We start from the raw sequence: 26,906 nt of genomic DNA, 5'->3' as shown, positions 1-26,906 counted from the left end.
CGGCCGGAGGCCGTGCCTGTATGTGCGAAGCACATAGCCCACGTCGAGAAGTCCTCACCGGCGGGTTCTCAGGTGTCTTCTCGCGAGGACAGCTTTTTCCCTCGTGGCGGAGCCACTTGGGAAAAAGATCCCGCAGCGAGAAGACACCTGAGGTTCCGCTACCCGGACACCAAAGCAAAAAGAGCCGTGCAACCCCCAAAAAGTGAAACGGGACCCTGCCGCTGGGGGTGGCGGCAGGGTCCCGGGTCTGGGAGTCGGGCCGGCCCGCACGGGGGAACGGGCCGGACGTCCGACTCCACGCCAGGTCAGGGACCTGGCCGGGTGATCACTTGATGTCGAGCTGCTGGCCCGGGAAGATCATGTTCGGGTCGTCCAGCACGTGGCTGTTGCGCTCGAAGATGTCCTGGTAGTTCACGCCGTACTGGCTGGCGATCTTGCCCAGGGTGTCACCGGTCTGCACCGTGTAGTCGGCACCGCCGGACTTCACGGTCGACTTCTTGGTGGACTTCTTGGAGCTGGTCTCGCTCTTCTTCGAGGAGGAGCTCTTCTCCGAGGAGCTGCTGGACTTGCTGCTGGTGCTGCCGCTGGTCCAGCTGGTCTTCGCGGTGCAGCCGGGCCAGGCGCCGGAGCCCTGCGAGGCGAGGACCTTCTCGGCGACCGCGATCTGCTCTTCGCGGCTGGCGTCCTTGGCGTTCGACGCGTACTGGGTGCCGCCGTAGGCGGCCCAGGTGGACGGGGTGAACTGGAGTCCGCCGGAGAAGCCGTTGCCGGTGTTGGCGCTCCAGTTCCCGCTGCTCTCGCACTGCGCGAGCTTGTCCCAGTCGGCGGCGTTGGCGGGTGCTGCGATCGCGATCGGGGCGGCGACCACGGCACCGGCGATGGCCAGCCGGGCGGCGTTGCGGGCGATGCCGGCGGTGGAAGGTTTGCGGTGCTTGCCTTCGTAGCGAGTCATTTCCCTCTCCTGCCGCGCTTGCGAGGTGAGCTGTCGGGTTCGGACTGAGAGGCAGCCCGGCCGGCTCGGGAGCCGGCTTCACCCCTAGGGCGTTCGGGGCGCCCAGTGGTGGTTCCCCCGCCCCTGTCCGGTTGGTTTCTTTCGGGGGTGGGAAGCCCGCCGGACAGGGTTCGGCGCTGCGGGCTTCCGTGGTCCTTGCTGATCGGTTCGGGGCCGACCGGAGAGCGACACTACGTAACCGATCGCCGAAGCGGAAATCTGAGCATATGTGACGGTCGTCACAGTAACGATGACTCGGGGGTGTCCGATCTCGATCGTTCTTGCTGATCAGAGCGTCGTTATCAAGTCGTTTCCGGGCTGAGATCGATCACCGTCAGTGAGGCGTGGCTCACCTCTTCGGCGCCCTGGAAACCTGCTCGTTGAGTGCTCGTAACTCCCGGGGTGCTCTGAATCGAGTCCGGATCAGGCGTGGATCGAGCGGATTTCGCGATCACTGACTGATCAAGCGGCGTGACTCTGAGTCAATGTCGACCTCGGTCGAGTGATCGACTCGGCGAGATCGCGGACGGAGTCGCGGGACCGGTTCGAAGATCAAGAGACGGTCGCCGGGGGCGCCGTCGGGCAGCGGTGCGGAGTCACTCGAACGCACACCGGAAAGTCACCCGGGGGAGTGTGTCAGACACGCCGGGGAGTGTTGTATTCGCGCACGCGCGCCTGCGCGGGCGGATCAATAAGGAAAGAACTCGAACGCCGCAGCCGTTCAGCCACCCGCGAACGGCGGCAGCACGTCCAGCTCATCGCCGTCATCGACCGAGGTCGAGCGGTCGCGCACCGCGACCCCGTTGAGCAGGAAGCTGCAGGCGGGCACGACGCTCGCCAGCCGCTCGTCGTGCGCGCCGAGCACCGCGTCGATCACGTCGGAGGCCCGCACCGGGCCCGGCGAGCCCGCGGAGACGCGCAGGGTCTCCTCGGCCACGCCGGCCGCGGCCCTGGCGCCGGCGAAGTAGCGCACCCGCACCGCCAGCGCGGTCGGGGTGTCGTCGAACTGCACCGTCATGGCTGGTCAGCCTCCGATCGCGCTCATCGGGCGGGACGGCTGGGCGAACCCGTCGTCGTCCATTCCGTGCCCGGCCTTCTTGGCCCACATCGTTTCCTGCCACAGCCGGGCTAGTTCGTCGTCCCCGGCGCCGTCGCGCAGCGGGCCGCGCAGATCGGTCTCGGTGGTGGAGAACAGGCAGGACCGCAGCTGCCCGTCGGCGGTGAGCCGGGTGCGGTCGCAGGCCGCGCAGAACGGCCGCGTCACCGACCCGATCACGCCGACCGTGCCCGGTCCGCCGTCCACCAGCCAGCGCTCGGCGGGGGCGGAACCGCGTTCGGCGACGTGCGGGGTGAGGGTGAACTCCTCGCCCAGCCGTTCCAGGATCTCGTCCGCGGTGATCATCTGGTCGCGGTCCCAGCCGTGCTGCGGGTCCAGTGGCATCTGCTCGATGAACCGCAGCTGGTAGCCCTCGGTCAGGCAGAACCGCAGCAGGTCGCCCGCTTCGTCGTCGTTCACGCCGCGCAGCAGCACCGCGTTCACCTTGACCGGTTCCAGTCCCGTCGCCTTCGCCGCGGCGAGCCCGTCGAGCACGTCGTCGAAGCGGTCGCGGCGGGTCAGCTGGTGGAAGGTGTCGGCGCGCAGGGTGTCCAGCGAGACGTTGACCCGGTCCAGCCCTGCCTCGACCAGCGCGTCGGCGTGGCGGTGCAGGTTGATCCCGTTGGTGGTCAAGGAGGTCTTCGGGTTCCCGGTCAGCGCGCTGGTGGCGCCGATGACGTCCACCAGGTCCTGGCGCAGCAGCGGTTCACCGCCGGTGAACCGCACGTTGGTGACCCCGAGGGTCTCCACGGCGATCCGGATGAGCCGGTTCATCTCCTCGGTGTCGAGCATCTCCTGGCGCTTCAGCCACGGCAGCCCCTCGGCGGGCATGCAGTAGGTGCAGCGCAGGTTGCACTTGTCGATCAAGGAAACGCGGAGGTCGGTGGCCACGCGGCCGAACCGGTCGATCAAGGCCGGGGTGTCCGGACGGGTCGACGTGTCGGTCGCGGGGCGCACGGCCGGGATGCCCAGGTCCACTGCGGTCACCGTTCGAGCCTAACCCTGCCCGGAGGGGTATTTCGATCGTCGTGCCCGGCTTTCTCCTGCCAGTACGGCGGATTCCTCACCTGCGGAAATCCACACCGGACGGTGACCGGGACGCAACTGCGTGTTCGATGACACTGTCTCAGCCGCAGCTGCGGCAGTAATCTGCACGACTGTGCCGCACTACCGGATTTCCGAAGCCGCCGGGCTGCTGGGCGTCAGCGACGACACCGTGCGCCGCTGGGCCGACGGCGGTCAACTGCCCACCGCGCGCGACGGCTCCGGCCGCCTCGTCGTGGACGGCGCCGACCTCGCCGAGTTCGCCCGTGACCAGGCGCGTGCCGTGCCCGACCCCTCCGGGGTGGGCAGGTCGGCCCGCAACCGCTGGGTCGGGCTGGTCACCGAGGTCGTCTCGGACCGGGTGATGTCCCAGGTCGAGTTGCAGTGCGGCCCGCACCGGGTGGTGTCGCTGATGAGCACCGAGGCCGTGCGGGAACTGGGGCTCGAACCGGGAGTGCTGGCGGTGGCGGTGGTCAAATCGACCGCCGTCGTGGTGGAGACACCGGGAGGCTGACGTGGTCAAACCCAGAGTTGTCGCGGCGTTCGCCGGGTTCGTGCTGTTACTGGCCGGGTGTTCGACGGGCGGCACCGGGCAGGCGCAGGGCGAGCGGACGGTCACGGTGCTCGCCGCGGCCTCGCTCACCGAGTCCTTCGACGAGCTGGCCGGGCGGTTCGAGGCCGAGAACCCGGGGGTGAAGGTGCAGCTGGACTACGCGGGTTCGTCCACGCTGGTCGAGCAGCTCGCCCAGGGGCGCCGCGCCGACGTGTTCGCGTCGGCGGACACCAAGAACATGGACAAGGCGACCGGGGCGGGCGTGACCGGCGCCGAGCCGCAGGTGTTCGCGACGAACAAGCTGACGATCGCGGTGCCGAAGGGCAACCCGGACCACATCGCCTCGCTGGCCGACCTCAACGCGCCGGGCAGGCTCGTCGTGCAGTGCGCGCCGCAGGTCCCGTGCGGTTCGGCGGCGCGGACCGTGGAGCAGGCGGCCGGGCTGCGGATCAACGCGGCCAGCGAGGAGAACGACGTCAAGTCGGTGCTGCGCAAGGTCACCGCGGGCGAGGCCGACGCCGGGCTGGTCTACGTCACGGACGCGAAGGCCGCCGCCGACCAGGTGCAGGGCGTGGACTTCCCGGAGGCGCAGCGCGCGATCAACGACTACCCGATCGTCTCGCTCAAGGACGCCCCGGAACCCGAGCTCGGAGCGAAGTTCCTGGACTACGTGCGCGGCCCGGTCGGTGCGGAAGTGCTGACGGCGCACGGTTTCGGCACCGAATGAGCCGGAGCCGGACGCGGCGGGCGCCCTCGGCGGGGTTCCCCGCCGTGCTGTGGGTGCCCGCCGCCTTCGCGCTGGCGCTGATCGTGCTGCCGGTGCTCGGCCTGCTCACCCGCGTAGACCCGGCGCGGCTGCCCGCGCTGCTGACGAGCTCGGCGGCAGTGGACGCGCTGGACCTGTCGGTGCGCACCTCGCTGGTGGCGACGGTGCTGTCGCTGGTGTTCGGCGGCCCGCTGGCGGTGGTGCTGGCGCGGGCGCGGCTGCGCGGGGTGCGGGTGCTGCGGGCGGTGGTGCTGCTGCCGCTGGTGCTGCCGCCGGTCGTGGGCGGACTGGCCCTGCTGTACCTGCTCGGACGGACGGGTCCGCTGGGCGGCTTGCTCGACGACGCCGGGCTGCGGCTGCCTTACACGACGGCGGCGGTGGTGCTGGCGCAGACGTTCGTGGCGATGCCGTTCCTGGTGGTGGGGCTGGAGGGGGCGCTGCGCTCGGCCGACGCCCGCTACGAGCAGGTGGCGGCGACGCTGGGCGCGGGCCCGTGGCTGACGTTCCGGCGGGTCACGGTGCCGATGCTGCTGCCCGCGCTGGGGTCGAGCGTGGTGCTCACGTTCGCCCGCGCGCTGGGCGAGTTCGGCGCGACGATCACGTTCGCGGGCAGCCTGCAGGGCACCACCCGCACGTTGCCGCTGGCCGTCTACACCACCGCGCAGTCCGATGTGGATGCGGCGGTGGCGATGTCGTTGCTGCTGGTGGCGCTGGCCCTGCTGGTGATCGGCTTGGCGGGGACGAAGGCAGTGGAGGGACGCGCGTGACCGGTCTGCACGCCCGCATCGAGTTCGCCCGCCCCGAGTTCACCCTCGACGCGGAGCTGGCGGTGGCGCCGGGGGAGGTGCTGGCGGTGCTCGGCCCCAACGGCGCGGGCAAGTCGACGTTGCTCTCGGTGCTGTCGGGCCTGCTGGTGCCGGACCGCGGCCGGGTGGGCCTGGACGAGCACGTCTGGTGCGACACCGACCGCGCGGAGCACGTGCCGACGCACCGGCGCGGTGTCGGGCTGCTGGCGCAGAGCGCCTTGCTGTTCCCGCGCATGTCGGTGCTGGAGAACGTGGCGTTCGGCCCCCGCGCCGCCGGTGCGGGCAAGGCCGCTGCTCGGGAGACCGCTCGGCGCTGGCTGGACGAGGTGGACGCCGCCGAGTTCGCCGACCGCCGACCGGCGCAGCTGTCCGGTGGTCAGGCGCAGCGCGTCGCGCTCGCCCGCGCGCTGGCCGCCGCGCCGAGCCTGCTGCTGCTGGACGAGCCGCTGGCCGCGCTGGACGTGGACGCCGCGCCCGCCGTGCGCGGCCTGCTGCACCGGGTCCTGCGGGAGCAGCGGCAGCCGACGGTTCTGGTCACCCACGACGTGCTCGACGCCGTGGTGCTGGCCGACCGGGTCGCGGTGCTGGTGGACGGGCGGATCATCGAGCAGGGCCCGACGCGGCGGGTGCTGACCCGCCCGGCGGCGGCGTTCACGGCCCGCATCGCCGGGCTCAACCTGCTCACCGGTGCCGCCGCCGACGGCGGGCTCGTCTTCGGCGACATCCCCGTCACCGGCCGCACCGCGGAGGACCTGGAGCCGGGGGAGCAGGCGGCGGCGGTGTTCTCGCCGTCGGCGGTGGCCGTGCACCGGGAACGCCCGCACGCCAGCCCGCGCAACGCGGTGCCGGTGCGGATCGACGCGCTGGAGCCGCGCGGTGACGTGGTGCGGTTGCGCGCCGAGACGCGCACGCCGGATCCGGTGGTGCTGGCCGCCGACGTGACCCCGGCGGCCGTCGCCGACCTGGGGATGTCCGCAGGTGATGACGTGTTTTTCGTGGTTAAGGCCGCCGAAGTAGCCATCCACCCGGTGTCCGGAGGATCATCTGGGGCGTGACTGAGGAAGCGCCCTGGACGTACTTGATGGACATGGACGGCGTGCTGGTGCACGAGGAGCACATGGTGCCCGGAGCCGATCGGTTCCTGGCCGAGCTCCGCGAGCACGGCCTGCCGTTCATGGTGTTCACGAACAACTCGATCTTCACCCCGCGAGATCTGCGGGCCCGCCTGCACCGCACCGGCCTGGACATCCCGGAGTCGGCGATCTGGACCTCCGCGCTGGCGACGGCCCAGTTCCTGGAGAAGCAGCGTCCGGGTGGCAGTGCGCACGTCGTCGGCGAGTCCGGTCTGACGACCGCGCTGCACAACATCGGCTACGTGCTCACCGACCGCGACCCGGACTACGTGATCCTGGGCGAGACCCGCACCTACAGCTTCGAGGCGATCACGAAGGCGATCCGGCTCGTGGAGAACGGTGCGCGGTTCATCGCCACGAACCCGGACGAGAAGGGTCCGAGCAGGGAGGGCACGTTGCCCGCGACCGGTGCGGTGGCCGCGCTGATCGAGCGGGTCACGGGCCGGGCACCGTACTACGTGGGCAAGCCGAACCCGCTGATGATGCGGTCGGCGCTGCGGGCGCTGGGGTCGCATTCGGAGAACACGCTGATGATCGGCGACCGGATGGACACCGACGTGCGCTCCGGCCTGGAGTCGGGCCTGCAGACGATCCTGGTGCTGACCGGGATCTCCGACGAGAACACCGCGGAGCTCTTCCCGTACCGGCCCACGAAGGTGATCAACTCGGTGGGCGACCTGGTCGGCCACACCGCCGACCCCTTCGGCGCCTGAGCCCGGACGTGAACGGCCCGTCCGGTCGGACGGGCCGTTCACCTGGTCAGCCCCGGGTGGGCAGCCGGTCGTCGGAGTCGATGATCTGCTTGCCCATCGGGAACAGCGACACCGGGATCAGCTTGAAGTTGGCGATGCCCAGCGGGATCCCGATGATCGTGACGCACTGCGCGATGCCGGTGACGATGTGCCCGAGCGCGAGCCACCAGCCGGCCAGCAGCAGCCACAGCACGTTCCCGATCGAGGAGAACGCGCCCGCGCCGGGTTCGTCGACGAGGCGCCGCCCGAACGGCCACAGCGCGAAGTTCGCCATCCGGAACGAGGCGATGGCGAACGGGATCCCGATGATCGTGATGCCGAGGACGAGGCCCGCCACGACGTAGCCCAGGGCCAGCCACAGCCCGCCGAAGATCAACCAGATCACGTTCAACAGCAATTGCATGCGTCCGAGCTTGCCATGATCATCCGGTCGGGGGCTCAGGTACTCCCCTGAGGTTTCCCGTCTTTGATCTTGCCTTTCCAGGTGAGTGGCGTTGTTGGTCGTTGTCTTGTCAGCGGCGGAGCCGCTGAGCAGTGACCGGCTTGAGCAGGCCGAGCACCGCTGAGGTTCCGCTGAGTGGCCGGCAACTCAAGCCGAGATCAAAGACAGGCGGTGAGGTTTCCCTCAGACCTTGAGGTCGCCTTCGAGGACGGTGACGGCCCGGCCGCGCAGTGCGATGCGGTCGCCGTGCGGGGTGGCGCGGACGAAGCCGCCGCGCGCCGAGGTCTGCTCGCCGACGAGTTCCGCGCCCGCCCGCCCCAGCTCGGCCGCCCAGTACGGGGCCAGCTTGCAGTGCGCGGAGCCGGTGACCGGGTCCTCCGGGATGCCGGAGGCGGGGGCGAAGAACCGGCTGACGAAGTCGATCCCGTCCCGGTCGCCTTCGGCGGTGACGATCACGCCCCGGAGCGGCCAGGCGCCGATGCGCTCCAGATCCGGTTCCAGTGCGCGCACTTCGGCGGCCGAGCCGACCCGCACGAGCAGGTCGTCGGAGGTCGACAGCACCGCTCGCACGGTCGCGCCGGGCAGCGCCTCGGCCAGGTCGGCGGGGCCGTCCGCCGGGCTCGGCGCGCTCGCCGGGAAGTCCATCCCGATCCAGCCGTCACCGGCGTCGGTGCAGATCAGCTCGCCGCTGCGGGTGCTGAACCGCTGGTCGCCGCCGAGCACGTGCGCGGTCGCGAGCGTGGCGTGCCCGCACAGGTCGACCTCGGTGGTGGGGGTGAACCAGCGCAGCGGTTTCGGTTCGGTGCCGTCGAGCACCACGAACGCCGTCTCGGCGTGCTTCATCTCGGCTGCCACGGACCGCATCCACGTCTCGGAGGCGGGTGCGTCGAGCAGCACCACTCCGGCCGGGTTGCCGCTGAACGGGGTTTCGGTGAAGGAGTCCACGACGTAGATGCGCACTCCGGCAGCCTACGGCTCAGGGCAGCGCGAGCAGGCTCACGGCGACGGCGGCGACGCCCAGGCCGAGCAGGAACAGCAGGTTCGCCACGAAGTCCAGCGCTCCGGCCGCCGACATCGCGTGCGCGGGCCGTTCGGAGCAGAGGCCCCGGTGCAGCACCGCCGCCGGCGCAGAGCGAGCACGGTCCTTCTCCTATCCTGCAGCGGAACGACCGTCGGCTGGTCCTGGTCGTCGACGGCGCCGAGCACGCCGTCGAGACCGGGCGGACCACCACCGTCGACGGCGACGTCCCGCACGCCTCCCGGGGCGCGGGGTGAGCGGACCTGCGGGCTGATCATGACCGTGCGGCTGTGACGGGGGAAGGTGGGGGACGTGCGCAAGATCGACCGGTGGATCGTGGACCACCCGATGGTCGCCGCGGTGTCCGTGTCGATCGCGGCCGCGGTGCTGAACCTCGCCATATCCGTGCTGCTGCACCCCGACGGGCTCCGGTTCGGCGTCGGCAACCTGTGGCTCGCACCGCCGCTGGGGGTCCTGGCGTACTTCCTCCTCTTCCGGCCGATCAGCGACAAGCACCGCGGCGGCTAGACGTCGGGACGAGCCGCCGGGACCCCTCGATTTTTTGCGGTTCGGGCGCAATCATGAGTGCTCCGCGTCATACCCAGCGTCGGGGAGGGCACTGTGGACACCGTTCGACCAGCAGAACCCAGTTACGACTCGGGGATCTCCGAGGTGCCGCTGCTCGGCGACACCATCGGGGGCAACCTGGACCGCGTCGCCGCCCGCGTGCCGGATTCCGACGCGCTGGTGGAGCACGCGCGAGGGCGCCGCTGGACCTACCGCGAGTTCGTCGCGGACGTGGACGCGCTGGCCCTCGGCCTGCTGGAGGCGGGCATCGGCAAGGGTGACCGGGTGGGCGTGTGGGCGCCGAACCGGGCGGAGTGGACGCTCACCCAGTACGCGACGGCGAAGATCGGCGCCGTCCTGGTCAACATCAACCCGTCGTACCGGCTGCACGAGCTGGAGTTCGTGCTCAACCAGGCCGGGGTGCGGATGCTGGTGTCGGCGCAGCGGTTCAAGACCTCCGAGTACACCGAGATGATCGAGCAGGTGCGCCCGAACTGCCCCGGCCTGGAGCAGGTCGTGCTGTTCGACGACGCCACCTGGGACGCGCTGTTCGACCGCGGCCGGGCGGGGGATGCGGCGCGGCTGGCCGCGGCGCAGGCCGAGCTCGGCGCCGACGATCCGATCAACATCCAGTACACCTCGGGCACCACCGGGTTCCCGAAGGGCGCGACGCTGTCGCACCACAACATCCTCAACAACGGTTTCTTCGTCGGGGAGCTCTGCGGCTACTCCGAAGTGGACCGGGTCGCCATCGTGCCGCCCTTCTACCACTGCTTCGGCATGGTCATGGGCAACCTCGCCTGCACCAGCCACGGCGCGGCGGTGATCATCCCGTCGGAGGGCTTCGACGCGCGCACGGCCCTGGAGGCGGTCTCGGCCGAGCGCTGCACCTCGCTGTACGGGGTGCCGACGATGTTCATCGCCGAGCTCGACCACCCGGACTTCGACACCTTCGACCTGAGTTCGCTGCGCACCGGCATCATGGCGGGCTCGCCGTGCCCGGCGGAGGTGATGAAGCAGGTCATCGACCGGATGGGCATGACCGAGGTGTCCATCTGCTACGGCATGACCGAGACCTCGCCGGTGTCCACGCAGACCCGCGCCGACGACTCGCTGGACCGCCGCGTGTCCACCGTCGGCCGGGTCGGGCCGCACCTGGAGGTCAAGGTCGTCGACCCCGTCACCGGGCTCACCGTGCCGCGCGGCGAATCGGGGGAGCTGTGCACCCGCGGGTACTCGGTGATGCTGGGCTACTGGGAGCAGCCCGACAAGACCGCCGAAGTGATCGACGAGGCGCGCTGGATGCACACCGGCGACCTCGCGGTGATGGACTCCGCCGGGTACGTCAGCATCACCGGGCGGATCAAGGACATGGTGATCCGCGGCGGCGAGAACGTGTACCCGCGGGAGATCGAGGAGTTCCTCTACACCCATCCGGACATCGTGGACGCGCAGGTCATCGGCGTTCCCGACGCGCGCTACGGCGAGGAGCTGATGGTGTGGGCGCGGCTGCGGGCCGGGGCGCCGGAGCTCACGGCGGAAGCGCTGCGCGAGTTCTGCACCGGCAAGCTCGCGCACTACAAGATCCCCCGCTACGTGCACGTCGTCGACGACTTCCCGATGACCGTCACCGGCAAGATCCGCAAGGTCGAGATGCGCCAGCAGGCGAAGGACCTGCTCGGCTTGGAGGACTGAGCCTCACCGGTCGGTGCCCGCGAGGTGGTCGCGCAGGCGGGCGTGGCGGAACTGGTGGACCGCGCCCGCCCTGCGCAGCACGCCCCGGTCGTAGGCGTCGTCGAGGAACCGCTTCGGCCGCCACGGCAGCCGCCCCGTCAGCGGCAGCCACAGACGCGCGAACAGCAGCCAGCCGCCCCACGCGGACAGCGCCACCCGCGTCGCCGCGAGCATGATCCCGGCGATGGCTCCGAAGGTCAGCCCGTATCCGAGGTGGCCGGTCACCGCGCCCGCGACCACGGCGGTGAGCCCGGTCGCGAGCACGAGCACAGCCGCACGCCCGAGGGCGACCGCGCGGTCGGCGCGCAGCAGTTGCCACGGGTCCGTCGCGTCGTCGGCCTGATCCTCGCCGAGCGCGGACACCGACCCGTTCGCCAAGGCGCCCGCGAGCGTTCCGGCCAGCGCCACGACCGACTCCGCGGCGATGCCGGGAGCGAACGCCGCCACGGTCACGGCCACCACGCCCGCCGCGAACACCGACTCCAGTACGGCCACCAGCACGACGACCAGCACGCTGAGCAGCGGATGCGTCCGCAGCGGGGTCGTTCGCCGAGCCCGATCGTCGCGGATCATCCGCATCGTGCCCGCCAGCCCGAACGTGGCCGCGAACGCGGTGGCGGCCACGAGCCCGTTCCTGAAGCCGCCGGCGAACGCCACCGCACCTCCGAACAGCATCGCGATCACGAAGACGAGCGCGAACCACAGCACCAGCCTGCGGCCCCGTGGCCGCCGCTTGGAGCTCGGTCGCCGCAGGTGCAGCCGGACCCGTTCCGGTTCGTGCTCGCCCGAGTACCAGGTCCGCAGCTCCGCGCTGAGGCCGGTGAGGAGTCCGACCCCGAACCACACCGCCGTGAGCTCGGCCCAGAGCCCGAGCAGTAGTCCCGGCGCCCCGAAGCAGAGCGCGAACGAGGCGGCGGTGACCAGCACCCGGGTGCGGCGGCGCAGCGCCGCCGGTACCCGCCACCAGGCGAGGTCGTGGGAGCCTCGCACGACCAGGTCGGCGGCGAGGCGGCGGAGCCAGCGGTGGGCCTGGTCCGGGCGCCACCGCCCGGGGCGACGGACGGGGTCGTACCGGGTGTCCAGGTAGACGCTCAGCAGGTGTTCTTCGAGTCGTTCCGGGGTGCGGAAGCGGTCGGGGTCGAGCAGTTCGGCGGGGTCGCGGTCCGCGTCGTCGTGGCCGGTCCGGGCCAGTGCCACCAAGAGCGGGGTGGTGAGGGCCGCGGCCAGGTTCCGGCTCTCGGGTGCGTCCGGTTCGGAGCGCACGTGCTCGAACACCGCCGCCCACTCGGCGGCACGGGCCTTCCCGCTGCCGCGGCGCAGGTGGTGCGCGGCTTCGCTCGGGCGGAGGTCGTCGAGTTCGATCACTGCGGCGCCGCGCACCGCTCGGTCCGCGCCCACCGCGTCGGCGTACTCGTCCCGCCTGCTGGTCACGACGACCGGCGACGCCAACCTGCTGATCTCGCGGACGGCTTCACGTCGGGAGCGCACGGGGATCTCGTCGAAGCCGTCGAGGACGGGCAGCACCCACTCGTCCTCGACGAGCGCGGCGGCCTTCCCGCCCACCAGGAAGGGGTGGTCGCGTTCGAGCAGGTCGACGAGCCGAGCCCGCAGGCCGGTGGTGGTGGGGTTCCAGTCGCCGAGACCGAACAGCACCGGCACCCGCCCGGCGCGACCGCGCTCCGCCAGCAGATCGAGGATGAGCCGGTGGACCAGCGCGGTCTTGCCCGCACCGGCACGGCCCAGGACCACCAGCCGTTCCGAGTGCACGTCGCGGTAGGTCCGCCGGATCTCGGTGAAGGAACCGGTCAACGACCGGGGCCGCGCCTCGTCGCGCTGAACGTTGTCCCAGTGGTCGACCAGGGCCTCCGGCGCCGGGTGCCAGCGCACCGGCAGCGCCCCCGGATCGTCCAGTCCCCACCGCTCACCTTCTTCGCGGCTGAGCGCGGCCACCCTGCGTGCGAGCTCCCGCGCCGACGCTTCCGGCGATCCGCTGGGGGCCGGCGGTTCCGGGTGCACGATGAGATCACCGTGCACATCGCCGCCGACCTGCACGAGGTCACCGCCGACGGTGCCGCGGTTGGTGTTGCGGTCCCGGCCGTGCTCCGTCACCTCGCCAGTGTGCCGCGAAGATCGCGGTGGCGGGGCGGGATCGGACCATCCACGAGCGGTCGCCGAGCACTCCCGGCGACCGCCAACGGCCACCCCTCTTCCACAGCTCGTTCAGGTGTGGAGAACTCGCGCAATTTAGCGCGAAATTGAACGAGCCGACCCGCCACTAGATCGGCGTAGTACCTGCTCAACAAGGTTGTGAGGGCTGTGGACAAGTCCGGAGTCCCCGCAATTTCTCGCGAAATTGCGGGGACTCCGGGGCGGGTGTCAAGCCTTGGCGAGTTCGGCTTCGTCCTCGGCGCCGAACTGGTCCTCCAGCTGCTCGGGGGAGGCGTCCACGTCGATCTGGGCCAGCGGAGTGCCGCGGGCCGAGGAGATCGCGCCGAGGCGGCGGCTCGCCCGGTCGGTGGCGTAGGTGAGCAGTTCGTCGGTGTCGAGCTCGAACGGCCGCACCTCGGGCGCGTCCGCCGGGACCCACTGGATGAGCTCCATCGCGTGCGGCAGCAGCTCCTGCATCATCTCGTCGACGTGGTCCCAGTTCTTCTCGTCGGCGGCCACGTGGCGCCGGCAGGTGAACGTGCCCCACGCCATGTGCCTGCGCTCGTCGTCACCGATGTGCCCGATGAGCTTCTGCATGCCGGGGAACAGGCCCCGGCCGCGGCAGATCTTGTTCCACGCGAAGTACCCGGTAAGCGCCAGGGAGCCCTCGACGACGTGGTTGTAGGTGACCGACGCCCGGATCTGGTTGCGCGGCCCCGGATCGGTGTCCAGCGCGTGCAGCACGGTCGGCAGCACGTCGTAGAAGATCGTGCGGTAGCCGGGGTTGTCGTCGACGTACTCGTTGAGGTTCTCGTTGAGGCCGACCGCGTCCATCCACAGCCGGAAGGCCTGAGTGTGCTTGGCCTCCTCGTACATGAACTGGGTCAGGTACATCTCGTCGCCGAACCGGCCCTCGGCGGCCATCGCGGACAGGAACGGGCGGAGGTCCTGGGTGACCGCTTCCTCCCCGGCGATGAACTCGGCGCAGAGTCCGGCGACGCTGCGCCGTTCGTCGTAGGTGAGTCCCGCCATGTCCTGCGCGTCCTGGGTGAAGTCGAGGTCGGCGGGGTTCCAGAACTTGGCGTTGCCCTTGGTGAACAGCCGCAGCGGCAGGGAATCCCAGTTGAGGCCGCCGGGGCGCAGGGAGTGGAAGTCGTCGCGGTGCTTGCTGCTGTGCGTGGTGGTCGTCATTGGCCTGCTCCAGCTCGCCCGAGAGGTGTGAGTCACGTTACACACCGATTTTCGGTACCCAAGAGTTCCGCGTCAAGGGCGACCGGACTCCCGCGTTCCCCCGTTAGCCTGCACCCGTGACTGCTGCGACCGTCGGATTCGACCTCGACCTGACCCTCATCGACCCCCGGCCAGGCATGATCGCCGTGTTCGACCGGCTGCGCGACGAATTCGGAGTGCCCGTCGACGGCGAGCACTTCGCCGCCAACCTCGGCCCGCCGCTGCCCGACGTGCTGCGCACCTACGGGTTCGACGAACAACTGGTGCACCGCCTCGTCGCCCGGTTCCGGGAGCTGTACCCCGACGTCGTCATCCCGGTGACCCGGCCGATGCCCGGCGCCGACGAAGCCCTGGCGGCCGTGCGCGCCCACGGCGGCCGCGCGCTCGTCGTCACCGGCAAGTTCGAGCGCAACGCAGAACTGCACCTGAAAGCCCTCGACTGGCAGGTCGACCGGCTCGCGGGCGACGTGTTCGCCGCCGCCAAGGGCGACGTGCTGATCGACGAAGGTGCCTCGATCTACGTCGGCGACCACCTCGGCGACATCGTCGGCGCGAAGACCGCCGGAGCCGTCGCGGTGGGCGTCGCCACCGGGCCCTACCGGGCAGACGAGCTCGTCGAAGCGGGCGCCGACGTGGTGTTCGCCGACCTCACCGAATTCCCGGCCTGGCTCGCCGCGCGCGCAGGCTGATCAGCGGCGGCGGGTGCGGGCCACGGCCCCCACGACGCCCACGATCAACCCGAGCGGGGCCAGCAGCGTCGCCAGGTTCAACCACAGCGGCAAGTCCGCGATGCCCGTCGCGTAGAGCCCGAACACCACGACCACCGCGAGCACGCCCGCGGCGAACAGGCCCACCGCGAGCGGCAGCACGATCGAACGGGACGGCGCGGCGCTCATGCCGATCAGCGTAAGCGCTGCACCCGCCCGCTCGGCCCGGGTGTGGGCGGGACCTCGCCCGGCCGGACGCGGCCGACCGGGTGTCGCTCCGCCGCCGCTGCGCGGGAACGCGGGAGAAACGCCTGCGCACGGCGCTGCCGGTCGATGCGCGGGCGGCCCTGGGTGAAAGGGGCGGTGATGTCTTGTTCCGGGCGGGTATCCTGGAGTCGACGCGTCCTGGGAACGCTCGGCAGTGTGGTGTTCCGGGGCGTTTTTGTTGTGCTAGGGCCGGATCGCGTCCTCGGCACGACGCACGATGACGACCAGAGGGACCCGCTCGCTTCCGGCTCGCCCGCTTCGGGCCCCGAGGTGGAACGCGCGGGCAGGGCATCGACAGGGAACGGTGAGGACAGTGCCGACCGGCAGGGTCAAGTGGTACGACGCGGACAAGGGCTTCGGCTTCGTGACCCAGGACGGTGGGGAGGACGTGTACGTGCGGTCCTCCGCGCTGCCGTCCGACGTCGAATCGCTCAAGACCGGTCAACGCGTCGACTTCGACATGGCGCAGGGCCGCCGCGGACCGCAGGCGCTGCGGATCCAGCTGCTGGACCCGCCCCCGTCGGTCGTCGAAGCCCGGCGCCGCCCCGCGGACGAACTCCACGGGATGGTCGACGACATGATCAAACTGCTGGAGCTGAAGGTGCTGCCCGACCTGCGCCACGGCAAGTACCCCGACCGCAAGGTGTCCAAGCGCATCGGCGAAGTCGTCCGCGCGGTCGCCCGCGAGCTCGATCCGGGGGCTTGATCCGGGAGCGAAGGGTCGCCCGACGTGCGGCGTCGGGTCGTAGAGCCTTCCCCGGTTCGGGCGTGTGGCTGGGTTAGCGCCGTACTCAGCGCCGAAGCCATGCCTTCGGCCGCGAAGCAACCCCACCTCGCGGCCGAAGGCCGTGCCTGGCGGCGAAGCCGTGCAGTGGGCTGCGAAGCAAGCCTGCCTTGCGGCCGAAGCCTGCCTTGCGGCCGAAGGCCGTGCAGTGGGCTGCGAAGCAAGCTTGCCTTGCGGCCGTAGGCCGTGCCTGTATTCGCGCAGCGAATAGCCCACGTCAAGAAGCCGACCACCGGCGGGTTCTCAGCTTCCTTCTCGCGAGGACAGCTTTTTCCCTCGTGGCGGAGCCACTTGGGAAAAAGATCCCGCAGCGAGAAGGAAGCTGAGGTTCCGCTACCCGGACACCCCAGCAACACGAGCCGTGGAAGCAATCAGTAAACCCAGCATTCCACGCACCACAGCAACCACACGCCCAAACCGGGGAAGGCTTTAAAACCCGACGCCACACGCCAAGCCGAGCGGGACTCCAAAGCTCGGCTCCAAGGCTCGGTTGGTCAGCGGGGGTCGAGGACCCAGGTTCCGGAGATGCCGAAGTCGACTCCGCCTTCGGCGCCCGCGGTGAGGACGGCCGAGTACTGCTGGACCTCGACGTGCTCCAGGCGGGTGCCGTCCTCGGGGACGCGCAGGGTGTAGGAGTGGCGCGTGTCCGGGGTGAACACCGGGGTGCGGCCGTCGATCTCCTCGCCGTTGGTGCCGCGGTAGATGTAGGCGACCTGCCACGGCGTGGCGGCCACGTCACCGGGCACCGAGATCTGCAGCGGCGCTTTCTCGGGTACGCGCAGTTCGCCCACCGGGTCGGCGGGCGGCGGGGAGCACTGCTCGCCCGTCGCGTCGCAGAACCGGGCGGGAGCGACCTCGATCGCGTCGCCATGCGAGTAGAAGGTGACCTGCGGGTCGGCCGGCGCCGAGCATCCGGCCAGCGCGGCGATGCCCAGCGGAGCCGCGAGCAGCAGCGACTTCAGTCCACGATGCACGCCGTGAGCCTACGGCCCGGCCGGAACCCGTTCGGTGCCCGGTCGGGGGATGTGGCCGCGGCGCGGTCGCGGAACGAGACTGCCGCCGCGCCCCACGATGATCGTTTGGGTGAGCACGAGCGCGAGGATCGCGGCGGTCGTGGTGAACCCGATCCACCACACCGGCGGCAGCAGCACGCCGAGCGCTCCGCCGAACACCCAGCTCAGCTGCAAGATCGTCTCGGAGCGGCCGAAGGCGGAGGCCCGCGCCCGCTCGGTCACGTCGCGCTGCACCACCGCGTCCAGGCACACCTTGGCCAGCGCGCTCGCCGTCGCCCCGACGAGCCCGACCGCGACGGCCACCGGCACGCCCGCCAGCACCGCCGCGCACACGGTGATCGCGAGCGCGGCGCCCAGGCAGCTCACGATCAGCCGGTCCGGGGCGCTGAACCGCATCCGGGCACCGGCGGCGTTGCCTGCGAAGCTGCCCAGCCCGGCTGCGCCGCCTACCGCGCCGAGCAGCACCAGCTGCAGGAACGGGTCCTGCCGGGTGCTCTCTTTGATCACGAACGCGGCGAACAGGGTGAGGAATCCCGTGAGCACCCGGATGCCGCCGTTGCCCCACAGCGCGACGACCACGTGCGGGCTCAGCGGGGTGCGCTTGCGCTTGCCCGCCACGTCCCGCTCTCCCGCCGAGCTCTCCACCCGGGGCGTGACGCGCAGGCACAGCCAGGAGCCGAACGCGGCGAGCGCCGCCATGAACCACAGCGCCCCCGGCGAACCCAGCAGCCACGCGAATCCGGAGGCCGCCGCGCCGAAGACGCCTCCGGCGGCCAGTCCGAACGTGGTGAGCCGCGAGTTCGCCGTGGTCAGGTTGATCGCCCGCGGCAGCACCCGGGGAGTCATCGCCGCCTTGAGCACGCCGAACGATTTGGACAGCACCATGCAGCCCAGCGCCGCCGGGTACAGCAGCCAGCCGTCGAAGTTCAGCGCCATCACCGCCGCCAGCAGCACGCGCACGCCGAAGGACACCGCGAGCGCGGTGCGCCTGCCCTGGCGCAGCCGGTCCAGCGCCGGGCCGATCACCGGGGCGATCACGGCGAACGGGGCCACGGTGATCAGCAGGTACAGCGCGACCTTGTCCTTGCTCTCGCCGGTGGCGGCGGAGAAGAACAGCGTGTTGGCGAGCGCCACGGCCATCGCCGCGTCGACCGCGTAGTTCAGCATCACGGCGTAGGTGAAGCGGGCGAGTCCGGATTCGGCGGCGCCGTCGGCGTGCGCGGCGGAGAAGAACAGCCGCATCGCCCGCCGCGTCAGCTGGCGCCCGCGCCAGGCGGCGACCCGCGTGATGGTGAGCTTGCGCGGCGGATCGGTGGCGTCCCACCGGCCGCGTCCGGAGCGGGTGTCCTCGCCCGGCGCGGTGTCCTCGGAGGTCCGGTCGCGGGGTTCGTCGCGCACCGCGTGCTCGGTGGTGGCGGTGTGCTGGGCGCTCGCGGCGCGTTCGGTACCGCCGCGCTCCTCGTCGGCCGGGTGCTCGGGCTCGCCGGGGCCTGCCGGGGTTTCGGCGTCGGCGGGGCGGCGGGACGCGGCCTCGTGATCGTCGGCTCGCTGGTCGCGCCGCCGCCGGTCGCCGAAGTCCTGCGGGATCCGGGAGCGCCTGCCGCGACGTCCGGCTCCCCAGCCGGGCCGTCCGGCCGGTTCCTCGTCGGCGTGCCCGTTGCGTCGGAGCCCCATGCGCTCATCCTGCCCTAGGCGAAACCTCGATCGCGCCCGTTGCTCGGCTGCTCAGCCCACCGGTGGAGGACGCCGCGTCCGACACGCCGATCGGAGTTGTCCACAGCGAACCCCGACCTGTGGACAACCTCCGTGATCACGTGAGTTCTCCACAACTGAGGCGTCGTCACGTCCTCACCGGAACGAGGCTGTGGAGAACTCCGCCGATTGGTGTGGACCGATCACTCGGGTACGAAGCGCACCCGGTACACGTGCGGCCACAGCTTGCCGGTGAGCAGGTACTCGTCGGTGCCGGGCACGGCGGCGATGCCGTTGAGCACGTCCGTCCCGGACCGCTCGGTCCACGGCAGCAGCCCCGAGGCGTCGACGACCATGTTGACCTGGCCGGACGCCGGGTCGATGCGCACCAGCCGCTCGCTTCCCCACACGTTCGCCCACACCTGCCCGCCGGCGCATTCGAGCTCGTTGAGCTCCGGCACCGGCCGTCCTTCGAGCGTGACCTCGACCGAGCCGGTGGGGGCGAACGTCGCCGGGTCGCGGAACGTGAGCCGCGAGCCGCCATCGCTCATGACCAGCCGCGTCCCGTCGTGGCAGAGCCCCCAGCCCTCGCCTTCGTAGTCCACTCGGCGCAGTTCCCGCAGGGTCTCCCGATCACGTTCCAGCGCAACCCCTTCCTGCCAGGTGATCTGCCAGATACGGTCTCCCACGACGGTGATGCCCTCGCCGAAGAGCTCCGTGGGGAGACGTTCCTCCTCCAGCACGCGGCCGGTGTCCGGGTCCAGCGCCCGCAGCACCGAACGCCCGTGCTGACCGGTGCCCTCGTAGAGCGTCCCGCCGGACAGTTCCAGGCCCTGGGTGAACGAGGAGCGGTCGTGCGGGAGCACGCGGGTCACCATCGCTCGAAGGTGTGGCACGCTGCGCGCGTGCCCAATGCTCTGATCGGTGTGCTCGCGGTGGTCCTGGCCTTCGTCCTGGCCTGGTACGTCCGTCGAGCACGCAGCCAACCCCAGGCCGCCCAACAGGCTCACGATGATCACACCTGTGGACAGACGGTTGCCCAGCACAGTTCTCCTGGGGAGATCTCCGGTTCGCACCCCGAAAGCCTGACACGGGCGGCGACCGCACCGACCCCGTACGGCACAATCGAGCACGTGACGCCTATGCCTGCTCCGACCACCGACCCGGACGCTCCGCTCGGAGTTCCTGGGGAGCCGAGCGGCGAGTCCACGGGGACCCAGCCTGAACCGGCCCGGCTCGACCCGACGTTGGCCGCGGCCGTCGACACGGCCCGCGCCGCAGCGGAGAGCGAGGCCGGTCCCGCGACCGATCCGAGCGGTTCACCGATGTTGACGGTGGACTCCGACGACGCCCCCGTCGGGGCGCACGCCGGTGTGGAGCCGGAGGGTCCGGACGCGGCCACGCACTACTTCGAGTCGAACTACCCGGGTTACGTCGGCTGGCGCTGGGCGGTGACGGTCGCCATCGCCGGTCCGGGCGAGCCCGTCACGGTCAGCGAGGTGGTGCTGCTGCCCGGCCAGGACGCGCTGACGGCTCCCGCGTGGGTGCCGTGGAACGAGCGGGTGCGGCCGGGTGATCTGGGCGCGGGCGACCTGCTGCCGAGTTCCCCGGACGACACGCGGCTCGCCGAGGGCTTCCTGTCCGGTGCGGACGAGTCCGTCGAGGCGCTGGCGCACGAGGTCGGCTTGGGCCGCAAGCGGGTGCTGAGCTTCGAGGGCCGGTTGGCCGCGGCGGAGCGCTGGCACGACGGCGAGTTCGGTCCGGGCAGCGACATCGCGAAGCTGGCCCCCGGCGCGTGCGGCACGTGCGGTTTCTTCCTGCCGCTGGCGGGGTCGATGCAGGCCGCGTTCGGCGTGTGCGGCAACGAGGTCGCCCCGGCCGACGGCCGCGTGGTGCACGTGGAGTTCGGCTGCGGCGCGCACTCGGAGGCCGAGGTGGACACCTCGTCGACGGTGCCGATCGCCGAGGTCGTCTACGACGACACCACGCTGGACTTCGAGTCGCGCGGGTGACCGGTCACGACGTCTTCGGCACGGCCGAGCTCCGGCGGGCCGTGCTGCAGTCCTGGGAGTCCTCGCCGACGAGGTTCCGGGAGGACGCGAACGCCGAGGAGGACTTGCGCCTCGGCGGCTACCGCGACCGGCTGCTGGTGGAGCTCGCGCAGAACGCGGCGGACGCCGCCGGTGCGGACGGCGTGCTGCGGGTCGCGTTCACCGACGGCGAGCTGCGGCTCGCGAACACCGGTGCGCCGCTGACGGCGGAGGGCGTGGAGGCGTTGGCCTCGCTGCGCGCGTCGGCGAAGCGCGACGGCGCCACGGTCGGCCGGTTCGGCGTGGGTTTCGCCGCGGTGCTGGCGGTCACGGACCGCCCGCGCGTGGTGTCGACCTCGGGTGCCGTGGAGTTCTCGGCGGAGCGCACTCGCGCGGAGGCCGCGGAGCTGCCCGGCCCGGCGAAGGAGATCGAGTCCCGCGAGGGCGGCGTCCCGGTGCTGCGCTTGGCGTGGCCCACCGAGGAGACCCCGCCGGAGGGCTTCAGCACCGAGGTCCGGCTCCCCGTTCTGTCCGATGTGGACGGTGACGCGCTGCTGGCGGGTTTCGCCGAGCACGCCTCGGACCTGCTGCTGGCGCTGCCCGCGCTGCGCGAGATCCGGGTGGGCGCGCAGACGTGGCGCCGCGAGGACCAGGGCGCGTCGCGGTCGGTCGTGCACGGTCCGCACCGCAGCGATCGCTGGCTGCTGCACCGGGTTTCCGGCCGGTTGGGCGAGTTCGCCCTGGAGGGCATGGGGGCCGAGGCGCGCGGCGGCGCCGAGTGGTGGGCGTGCTGGGCGGTGCCGCTGGACCCCGATGACGTGCCGATCCCGCTGGCCGAGGACATCCTGCACGCCCCGACTCCCACCGAGGAGCGGTTGTCGCTGCCCGCGCGCCTGCTGGCGGGCCTGCCCGTGGAGGCGGACCGCCGCCGTGTCGCGAGTTCCCCCGCGGTGGACTCGGTGCTGACGTTCGCCGCCGAGAGCTACCCGGACCTGGTCGCGAAGGTCGCCGCGGAGCACCGCACCGCGCTGGTCCCGCTGCCCGGCTTCCCGCTGTCCGATGTGGACGGCAAGCTGCGGCAGGGCGTGCTGGACCGGCTGCGCGTGACGGAGTGGCTGCCCGGCGGTGCGGGCGGTTCCGTCGCCCCGCACGGCGCGGCGGTGCTCGACTACTACTCGCCGGAACTGGTGTCGTTGCTGGCCGACGTGGTGCCCGGCCTGCTGGCCGCGGACCTGTCGGACGCCCGGCAGCGGCGCGCGCTGAGCACGCTGGAGGTGCGGCGGCTCGGTTCGGCGGACCTGGTACAGGCGGTGTCCGGGCTGGAGCGCCCGGCGTCGTGGTGGCACCGGTTGTACGACGCGCTGGCGCCGATCCAGCGCACCGATCTGCGCGCCCGCGAGGAGTTCGCGGCGCTGCCGGTGCCGCTGGCCGACGGCCGCACCATCACCGGTGTCCGCGATGTGCTGCTCACCGACGGCGACGGCGATTCCGGCCCCGCCGCGGTGCTGTCCACACTGGACATCTCAGGGCTGCGCATCGCACATCCCGACGCGGCGCACCCGCTGCTGGAGCAGCTGGGCGCGCACCGCGCGGGCCCGGCGGAACTGCTCGACGCCCCGCCGTTGGCGGAGGCGGTCCGCGGCAGCGTCGCCGACGCCCAGGCCGGGGCGGACGTGCTGCCGCTGACCGAATCGGTGCTCGGCCTGGTGCGCGATTCCCACGCGCACGACTGGCTGAACGCACTGGCGCTGCCTGACCAGGACGGCGAGATGCGCCGCGCGGACGAGCTGCTGCTGCCCGACGCCGCGCTGCTGTCCGTGCTCGACCCGGACGAGATCGGCCCGGACGCGTCGCTCGGCGTGCTCGACGCGGCGTTCGCCGCCCGCTGGCCGCGCGGCCTGCTGCGGTCGATCGGGGTGCTCGACGGTTTCGCCCTGCACGTCGAGGACGACCCCATCGACCCCGACGACCGGTTCGCCGACAGCGAGCAGTGGTGGCGCGAGCAGGAGCTCGCGGCTGATGGAGCGTGGCCGCCCGCCCGGTTCACCTCGGTGCGCGATCTCGACCTGGTCGCCGACGAGGCGTGGCCGGAGGCGATCCGCCTGCTCAGCGCCTCCACCGACATAGCCCAGGCGCTCGACGACCCGCACGGCCACCCGGCGTGGTGGCTGTCGCGCTTCGCGCTGCTCGCCGGGCATCCGCCGCGTTCCTGGCGGCTCGCGGGCGCCGAGGAGATCGCCGGGATCTACGACCCGGTGCCCGACGTCGGCCTGAGCGAACCGCAGCTGCGGCTCGCGGGCGTGCGCGGCGCGCTGCGCATCGACGACCCCGACGACGCGGCGGACCTGGTCGCGAGGCTCGGAGATCCCGACCGCGCCGTCCGCGCCGGCACGGCCCTGCGCGCCCACCGGGAACTCGCGAACGCGGTCGCCGACGGCGTGATCGCCCCCGGGTTCACCGGCCCGCCCGAGTCGGTGCGGTCCATCTCCGGGGCCGTGGTCAGCGCCGAACGGGCCGTGGTGCTCGACGAACCGTGGATGCTCGGCGTGCTCGAAGCACCCCTGGTCGTCGCGGGCGGCGGCCCCGACCAGTTCGACGCCGAAGCGCTAGCGGAATTGCTCGACCTCCCGCTGGCCTCCGAGGAGAGCACCATGCGGGTGCTGGGGGAGGGCCGCGCCCAGAAGTGGGCCGAGGTCGGCCGCGTCCCCGGAGCCTGCGAGCTGCTGGGGATCGCCGTCCCGCGCGGCGAAGTCACCCTGCACGACGGACTCCGCGTGAGCACCCGCGCCGGTGAGCAGCGCGTGCACTGGTGGGTCGACGAGGCGGGCGCGGTGCACGCCGAACGCACCCCCGACGGCCTCGCCCGCGCCCTCGCCTGGGCGGCCGGAACCTGGGACACCCGCTTCGCGCTGGCCGCGCTGCTGGCGGATCCGGAAGCGGTCACGCTCCTGCGCTGACGAAGTGAACGGACCGTTCGCCCAACGGGATTGGACGAACGGTCCGTTCATGCAAGAAGCGCGTCAGCCTCGCAGTGACCGGGTGAACCGGTGCCACGCCTGGCGCTCGAACACCAACATCCCGCCGTCCCGATCTTTGGTGTCCCGCACGCCGACGACCTCGGGAGAACCGCCGACCTCGACGCAGTTCTGGGCTCCGTTGCTGAAGGTGGACTTCCGCCAGCCGACCTCCACACAGTTGCCCTGCGGGCCGCTGTAGGTGGATGCGCGGAACCCCACCTCGACGCAGTTACCTTGTCCTGCGCTTCTGCTCGACACTCGCCACTGACTGAACATCCCGACCAAGATCTCCTACCCGCTCGCGCAAGGCGCGCACCGAATCGCTCGGATCCATGGCGTGCGCTCGCAGGTGTTCGGTCACCACGCAGAACTTGCGAACCTGCACGGGTTCCTCAACCCATTGAGCGCCAGCCTGGGTTTCCAGGTACACCACGTCTGGATGCCACTCTTCCGGGTAACTGAGGAGAACGAAAGGGCCGAGCGCAGGGTGGCCTGCCGCCGCGAAGGGCATCACTTGCACGGTGATGTTCGGCTGTTCGGCGAGAGCAACGAGGTGAATGAGCTGCTCGTGCAAAACAGCCTGGCCGCCCACCGGTCGTCGCAGCGCCGCCTCGCTGATGATCGCCCACAAGGTGAGAGCGTCCGACCCACGCAGCCGCTGCTGTCGCTGCAGACGAAGTTCAACTTGCCGATCGATCTCCTCAACGTCGGCATCGAGCACGGTCGCTTTAGTGGTGGCACGGGCATAGTCCGCGGTTTGCAACAGGCCCGGGATGAACTCGGACTCGTAGGTCATCAGTGACGATGCCTCGGCTTCCATGCCTACATAGGTGTCGAACCACGTAGGCATGACATCGCCGTACGACTGCCACCAGCCCTGCTTCTTCGAGTCACGGGCGAGGGTGACCAAAAGATCTCGCTCCGTTTTCGTGACGTCGTAGAAGGCTGCAAGGGCATGTGCATCGGCCACGCTGACCTTCTGTTCGCGCGCCTCAATGCGGCTGACCTTCGATTGCTTCCAATCCAGCCCAGCCGCCGCTGCCGTCTGTGTGTACCCGGCTTGTTCGCGAAGTTGGTAGAGCCTTTTCGCCAGCACTCGGCCGCGCACAGTTGGGCTGATCATCATGCTCGCCAGTTTCGTCAGGTCCTGCGTGTCACTCCAGGGGGTCCACTCGAACGATACCTAGTCAATCGCATAGATGCGATGTGAGCATTTATGCGAGTCGATGTTGAGTTCTGGGAAGGAGCGAGCATGTTGGCGAACGGGGCGAAGGTGGGGCTGTGGCAGCCGGTGGGTGGTGGTCGGCACGCCTTCGACCTGGTCGCGCGCAGCTCCGAACCGGGTGAGCTCGTGAAGGCGCTGTGCGGCGTAGTGGTGAGCACCGACGAACTGCAGCGCATCGCCGACGAGCTCGCGTGGATCCAGGAAGCGACCTGCATGGACTGCTGGCGCGTGCTCGCGAACCGTCCGCGCTGATCGCGGACCGATGACCCGGACCGGTCGTGGTGACCCCCGACCCCACACCGGTTCGTCGGGTGGCCGGGCGGGTCCACCTCCCCTCCCGCTCGGTCACCCTCCCAACCCGAGGAGAACCCCGAATGCCGGCAGAGAGCGAAGAGCCCGAAGGCTGCTGGGCCGCCTTCGGCTACCAGAACCACGTGATCCCGGTCGGCGCGGTGCAAGCCGTGGGCTTGTGCGGAGTCATGGCCGACCCGGCCGACGTCGGCCCCCGCGACGGCCGCCCGACCTGCTCGGTCTGCTCCGTCGAAGCCCGCAGTGGTGATCACCGCATCGTCCCGTTCCCGAGCAACGAGTGATTGTTAATAGCCGACGGCCGCGATGCGGACTTGCCCACGAAATCGGGCATTCGCCCTCGGCACGACCTCACCGCGTGCTGTGCTGATCGACGATCACGACCTCGGAGAATCGGACCCCACGAGATGACACCGCCCTACCCGCCGAACGGCCAGCAGCCGTGGAACGGTCAACAACCTTGGCAGGGACAACAGCCGCCGGTCGGACAGAGCGGGCCGCCCAGCCAATACTTCCCTGGTGGCTGGCAGCAGCCGGTACCGCAGTGGCAGCAGCCACCTCCGCGCAAGCGCCGCACAGGTCTGATCGTCTTCGGCGTCGTGATCGTGGTGTTGTGCCTCATCGGTGTGTCGATCGGCATCTACGCGCTGCGGTCGGGCGCGGCCGAAGCCGACGAAGGTCGGCCGGAATGGGACCCGTCCACACAGATCAACGCCTCCACCATCAACGAGATCGACCCGGACGCGCTCTTCTGGGAGATGTTCGAGCGGCAGTCCCAGGAACCTGTTGTCCGAACCGTAGAGGAGACCTACCAAGACAAAGCTGCTTACGTCGCAGGCGTGGTCGAGTACGGGGACGACACGATCGTCGACTATCGATCCAAGCAGTACATCAAGACTTCGCTCGACGCGGACGAAGGAACGATCCAAGCGCGATGCGTCGGTGACACCTCGTACAGCTGGGCCAGCTACCGGAACGGCTGGCATGATCCCGACAGCGGAGGGTGTCGGCTGCGGCGCCATGCCACCTACGCGGGCGACGGAATCATCCCTGGCGGACTCACGCCGCCGCAGAGCGACGCCATGATCACACACCTGACAACCAGGTACTCCGGCTTCTTCCAGGCGGGCAAACCGGAGCTGGTCGATATCGGCGGCAAGAGGTTCGTCCGGCTTCCGGTTCGTGCAGAACCAGTGAATACCGGAGGGTTGTACTGGGGCTTTCAGGTAGTGACCTGGTCGTTCCAGAAGACCGGGCTGACAGCGGAGGAACTTCCCTACATGCAAGGGAATGGGCCTGGCGAAGGGGCGAACATGGCCTACTACCTCGACCCCGAGACATTGCTGCCCGCTTATCACTTCCGCGAGCAGACCGAAGTTCTCGGTGAGGACGGCAAACCGAACGCGAAGCAGAACCCCCTGCCGGTGCAGCGCGTCGAGTTCGTGCGGCCCGCCGAGTTCCCCGCAGACCCGCTGTCCGACACGAGACCTCCCACCCTCACCTGGGACCGATCGGTGCGATGACCCGAGCGAAGGGGCCGCGCACCTTGATCGGTGCGCGGCCCCTCAACGCCGTCGAGCGT

Annotated in this window: 28 protein-coding genes and 1 riboswitch; of the genes, 14 read left to right on the top strand and 14 right to left on the bottom strand. The window is 70.8% G+C overall.

Annotated features, from left to right (window positions below):
* Positions 1-325: 325 nt before the first annotated feature.
* The 3 genes from BJ969_RS25965 to moaA form a co-directional block, all read right to left on the bottom strand.
* Complete coding sequence (locus tag BJ969_RS25965) at positions 326-952, bottom strand: transglycosylase family protein (RefSeq protein ID WP_184483275.1); 627 nt, start codon at positions 950-952, stop codon at positions 326-328.
* 19 nt (positions 953-971) lie between these two features.
* Positions 972-1,085, bottom strand: a riboswitch (cyclic di-AMP (ydaO/yuaA leader).
* Between the two features lie 627 nt (positions 1,086-1,712).
* Positions 1,713-2,009: a MoaD/ThiS family protein gene (locus tag BJ969_RS25960; protein ID WP_184483273.1), complete on the bottom strand. Its 297-nt coding sequence runs from the start codon at positions 2,007-2,009 to the stop codon at positions 1,713-1,715.
* 6 nt (positions 2,010-2,015) lie between these two features.
* Positions 2,016-3,074, bottom strand: a complete 1,059-nt coding sequence (moaA, locus tag BJ969_RS25955) for a GTP 3',8-cyclase MoaA (protein ID WP_343071599.1) — start codon at positions 3,072-3,074, stop codon at positions 2,016-2,018.
* Positions 3,075-3,246: 172 nt separating this feature from the next.
* Here moaA and BJ969_RS25950 point away from each other — a divergent pair, with 172 nt between their 5' ends.
* From BJ969_RS25950 to BJ969_RS25930, 5 genes are read left to right on the top strand one after another with little or no spacing between them, the layout of a single operon-like run.
* On the top strand, positions 3,247-3,645 hold the full coding sequence (locus tag BJ969_RS25950) for a TOBE domain-containing protein (protein ID WP_184483271.1): 399 nt from the start codon (positions 3,247-3,249) through the stop codon (positions 3,643-3,645).
* Position 3,646: 1 nt separating this feature from the next.
* Positions 3,647-4,411 carry a molybdate ABC transporter substrate-binding protein gene (gene modA, locus BJ969_RS25945; RefSeq protein WP_184483269.1) on the top strand — a complete coding sequence of 255 codons (765 nt, stop codon included), beginning with the start codon at positions 3,647-3,649 and terminating at the stop codon, positions 4,409-4,411.
* Positions 4,408-5,217 carry an ABC transporter permease gene (locus tag BJ969_RS25940; RefSeq protein ID WP_184483267.1) on the top strand — a complete coding sequence of 270 codons (810 nt, stop codon included), beginning with the start codon at positions 4,408-4,410 and terminating at the stop codon, positions 5,215-5,217. Before modA ends, BJ969_RS25940 begins: the two co-directional genes overlap by 4 nt.
* Positions 5,214-6,311, top strand: a complete 1,098-nt coding sequence (locus BJ969_RS25935) for an ATP-binding cassette domain-containing protein (protein ID WP_184483265.1) — start codon at positions 5,214-5,216, stop codon at positions 6,309-6,311. The genes BJ969_RS25940 and BJ969_RS25935 overlap by 4 nt, the downstream gene beginning before the upstream one ends.
* Before the next feature lie 26 nt (positions 6,312-6,337).
* Entirely contained in the window at positions 6,338-7,102 is a 765-nt protein-coding gene (locus BJ969_RS25930) for an HAD-IIA family hydrolase (RefSeq protein ID WP_184485820.1), read from the top strand.
* A gap of 46 nt (positions 7,103-7,148) precedes the next feature.
* Here the strand turns inward: BJ969_RS25930 and BJ969_RS25925 are convergent, their stop codons facing one another.
* The 3 genes from BJ969_RS25925 to BJ969_RS25915 all read right to left on the bottom strand — a co-directional run bounded on the left by BJ969_RS25925 (position 7,149) and on the right by BJ969_RS25915 (position 8,700).
* A complete protein-coding gene (locus BJ969_RS25925; RefSeq protein ID WP_184483263.1) occupies positions 7,149-7,544 on the bottom strand; it encodes a YccF domain-containing protein in 396 nt (131 codons plus the stop codon).
* A 222-nt stretch (positions 7,545-7,766) separates the two neighbouring features.
* On the bottom strand, positions 7,767-8,543 hold the full coding sequence (locus BJ969_RS25920; RefSeq protein ID WP_184483261.1) for a PhzF family phenazine biosynthesis isomerase: 777 nt from the start codon (positions 8,541-8,543) through the stop codon (positions 7,767-7,769).
* Between the two features lie 16 nt (positions 8,544-8,559).
* Positions 8,560-8,700 (bottom strand): hypothetical protein, encoded by a 141-nt coding sequence (locus tag BJ969_RS25915; RefSeq protein WP_246457100.1) that lies wholly within the window; start codon positions 8,698-8,700, stop codon positions 8,560-8,562.
* Between the two features lie 213 nt (positions 8,701-8,913).
* On the opposite strand from BJ969_RS25915, the gene BJ969_RS25910 reads away from it, so the two are divergent.
* Both BJ969_RS25910 and BJ969_RS25905 read left to right on the top strand, forming a co-directional pair.
* The gene (locus BJ969_RS25910) at positions 8,914-9,129 is read left to right on the top strand and encodes a hypothetical protein (protein ID WP_184483259.1); all 216 of its coding nucleotides are present in this window, start codon (positions 8,914-8,916) and stop codon (positions 9,127-9,129) included.
* A 93-nt stretch (positions 9,130-9,222) separates the two neighbouring features.
* Entirely contained in the window at positions 9,223-10,863 is a 1,641-nt protein-coding gene (locus BJ969_RS25905) for an AMP-binding protein (protein WP_184483257.1), read from the top strand.
* A gap of 3 nt (positions 10,864-10,866) precedes the next feature.
* Here BJ969_RS25905 and BJ969_RS25900 read toward each other — a convergent pair whose 3' ends face one another.
* Together BJ969_RS25900 and BJ969_RS25895 are read right to left on the bottom strand one after the other, a co-directional pair.
* Positions 10,867-13,011 (bottom strand): NACHT domain-containing protein, encoded by a 2,145-nt coding sequence (locus tag BJ969_RS25900; RefSeq protein ID WP_184483255.1) that lies wholly within the window; start codon positions 13,009-13,011, stop codon positions 10,867-10,869.
* A gap of 267 nt (positions 13,012-13,278) precedes the next feature.
* Positions 13,279-14,241 (bottom strand): R2-like ligand-binding oxidase, encoded by a 963-nt coding sequence (locus BJ969_RS25895; protein ID WP_184483253.1) that lies wholly within the window; start codon positions 14,239-14,241, stop codon positions 13,279-13,281.
* A gap of 116 nt (positions 14,242-14,357) precedes the next feature.
* Here BJ969_RS25895 and BJ969_RS25890 point away from each other — a divergent pair, with 116 nt between their 5' ends.
* Positions 14,358-14,969: an HAD family hydrolase gene (locus BJ969_RS25890; protein ID WP_343071598.1), complete on the top strand. Its 612-nt coding sequence runs from the start codon at positions 14,358-14,360 to the stop codon at positions 14,967-14,969.
* Here the strand turns inward: BJ969_RS25890 and BJ969_RS25885 are convergent, their stop codons facing one another.
* The gene (locus BJ969_RS25885) at positions 14,970-15,176 is read right to left on the bottom strand and encodes a hypothetical protein (RefSeq protein ID WP_184483251.1); all 207 of its coding nucleotides are present in this window, start codon (positions 15,174-15,176) and stop codon (positions 14,970-14,972) included.
* 391 nt (positions 15,177-15,567) lie between these two features.
* Here BJ969_RS25885 and BJ969_RS30685 point away from each other — a divergent pair, with 391 nt between their 5' ends.
* Positions 15,568-15,960 (top strand): cold-shock protein, encoded by a 393-nt coding sequence (locus BJ969_RS30685; RefSeq protein ID WP_184483249.1) that lies wholly within the window; start codon positions 15,568-15,570, stop codon positions 15,958-15,960.
* Between the two features lie 572 nt (positions 15,961-16,532).
* Here BJ969_RS30685 and BJ969_RS25875 read toward each other — a convergent pair.
* From BJ969_RS25875 to BJ969_RS25865, 3 genes are all read right to left on the bottom strand, one after another.
* Positions 16,533-17,012, bottom strand: a complete 480-nt coding sequence (locus tag BJ969_RS25875) for a DUF2771 family protein (protein WP_184483247.1) — start codon at positions 17,010-17,012, stop codon at positions 16,533-16,535.
* A gap of 9 nt (positions 17,013-17,021) precedes the next feature.
* Positions 17,022-18,725: an MFS transporter gene (locus BJ969_RS25870; RefSeq protein WP_184483246.1), complete on the bottom strand. Its 1,704-nt coding sequence runs from the start codon at positions 18,723-18,725 to the stop codon at positions 17,022-17,024.
* Between the two features lie 221 nt (positions 18,726-18,946).
* Positions 18,947-19,786, bottom strand: a complete 840-nt coding sequence (locus BJ969_RS25865; protein WP_425503617.1) for a glutaminyl-peptide cyclotransferase — start codon at positions 19,784-19,786, stop codon at positions 18,947-18,949.
* Between the two features lie 99 nt (positions 19,787-19,885).
* Between BJ969_RS25865 and BJ969_RS25860 the strand changes: the two genes are divergently transcribed.
* Both BJ969_RS25860 and BJ969_RS25855 read left to right on the top strand, forming a co-directional pair.
* Positions 19,886-20,755: a DUF3027 domain-containing protein gene (locus tag BJ969_RS25860; protein WP_184483244.1), complete on the top strand. Its 870-nt coding sequence runs from the start codon at positions 19,886-19,888 to the stop codon at positions 20,753-20,755.
* Complete coding sequence (locus BJ969_RS25855) at positions 20,752-23,730, top strand: sacsin N-terminal ATP-binding-like domain-containing protein (protein ID WP_184483241.1); 2,979 nt, start codon at positions 20,752-20,754, stop codon at positions 23,728-23,730. The genes BJ969_RS25860 and BJ969_RS25855 overlap by 4 nt, the downstream gene beginning before the upstream one ends.
* 63 nt (positions 23,731-23,793) lie before the next feature.
* Here the strand turns inward: BJ969_RS25855 and BJ969_RS25850 are convergent, their stop codons facing one another.
* Both BJ969_RS25850 and BJ969_RS25845 read right to left on the bottom strand, forming a co-directional pair.
* Positions 23,794-24,009, bottom strand: a complete 216-nt coding sequence (locus BJ969_RS25850) for a DUF397 domain-containing protein (RefSeq protein WP_343071597.1) — start codon at positions 24,007-24,009, stop codon at positions 23,794-23,796.
* A 10-nt stretch (positions 24,010-24,019) separates the two neighbouring features.
* The gene (locus BJ969_RS25845) at positions 24,020-24,916 is read right to left on the bottom strand and encodes a helix-turn-helix domain-containing protein (protein ID WP_184483237.1); all 897 of its coding nucleotides are present in this window, start codon (positions 24,914-24,916) and stop codon (positions 24,020-24,022) included.
* 126 nt (positions 24,917-25,042) lie between these two features.
* On the opposite strand from BJ969_RS25845, the gene BJ969_RS25840 reads away from it, so the two are divergent.
* From BJ969_RS25840 to BJ969_RS25830, 3 genes are all read left to right on the top strand, one after another.
* Complete coding sequence (locus tag BJ969_RS25840) at positions 25,043-25,267, top strand: HC3 family zinc finger protein (protein ID WP_184483235.1); 225 nt, start codon at positions 25,043-25,045, stop codon at positions 25,265-25,267.
* Positions 25,268-25,389: 122 nt separating this feature from the next.
* Complete coding sequence (locus BJ969_RS25835; protein WP_184483233.1) at positions 25,390-25,608, top strand: hypothetical protein; 219 nt, start codon at positions 25,390-25,392, stop codon at positions 25,606-25,608.
* A gap of 123 nt (positions 25,609-25,731) precedes the next feature.
* Entirely contained in the window at positions 25,732-26,847 is a 1,116-nt protein-coding gene (locus BJ969_RS25830; RefSeq protein WP_184483231.1) for a hypothetical protein, read from the top strand.
* Positions 26,848-26,906 lie beyond the last annotated feature (59 nt).

The sequence above is a fragment of the Saccharopolyspora gloriosae genome (genome assembly GCF_014203325.1).
GTDB lineage: Bacteria > Actinomycetota > Actinomycetes > Mycobacteriales > Pseudonocardiaceae > Saccharopolyspora_C > Saccharopolyspora_C gloriosae.
The sequence above is the reverse complement of the archived record's forward strand: the minus strand, read 5'-3'. Positions and strand labels throughout refer to the sequence as shown.

Coding starts and splice junctions, on each gene's coding strand:
- BJ969_RS25965 (WP_184483275.1), bottom strand. CDS start 952: ATGACTCGCTACGAAGGCAAGCACCGCAAACCTTCCACCGCCGGCATC.
- BJ969_RS25960 (WP_184483273.1), bottom strand. CDS start 2,009: ATGACGGTGCAGTTCGACGACACCCCGACCGCGCTGGCGGTGCGGGTG.
- BJ969_RS25940 (WP_184483267.1), top strand. CDS start 4,408: ATGAGCCGGAGCCGGACGCGGCGGGCGCCCTCGGCGGGGTTCCCCGCC.
- BJ969_RS25930 (WP_184485820.1), top strand. CDS start 6,338: ATGGACATGGACGGCGTGCTGGTGCACGAGGAGCACATGGTGCCCGGA.
- BJ969_RS25925 (WP_184483263.1), bottom strand. CDS start 7,544: ATGCAATTGCTGTTGAACGTGATCTGGTTGATCTTCGGCGGGCTGTGG.
- BJ969_RS25895 (WP_184483253.1), bottom strand. CDS start 14,241: ATGACGACCACCACGCACAGCAGCAAGCACCGCGACGACTTCCACTCC.
- BJ969_RS25885 (WP_184483251.1), bottom strand. CDS start 15,176: ATGAGCGCCGCGCCGTCCCGTTCGATCGTGCTGCCGCTCGCGGTGGGC.
- BJ969_RS25870 (WP_184483246.1), bottom strand. CDS start 18,725: ATGGGGCTCCGACGCAACGGGCACGCCGACGAGGAACCGGCCGGACGG.
- BJ969_RS25860 (WP_184483244.1), top strand. CDS start 19,886: ATGCCTGCTCCGACCACCGACCCGGACGCTCCGCTCGGAGTTCCTGGG.
- BJ969_RS25845 (WP_184483237.1), bottom strand. CDS start 24,916: ATGATGATCAGCCCAACTGTGCGCGGCCGAGTGCTGGCGAAAAGGCTC.
- BJ969_RS25840 (WP_184483235.1), top strand. CDS start 25,043: ATGTTGGCGAACGGGGCGAAGGTGGGGCTGTGGCAGCCGGTGGGTGGT.
- BJ969_RS25835 (WP_184483233.1), top strand. CDS start 25,390: ATGCCGGCAGAGAGCGAAGAGCCCGAAGGCTGCTGGGCCGCCTTCGGC.
- BJ969_RS25830 (WP_184483231.1), top strand. CDS start 25,732: ATGACACCGCCCTACCCGCCGAACGGCCAGCAGCCGTGGAACGGTCAA.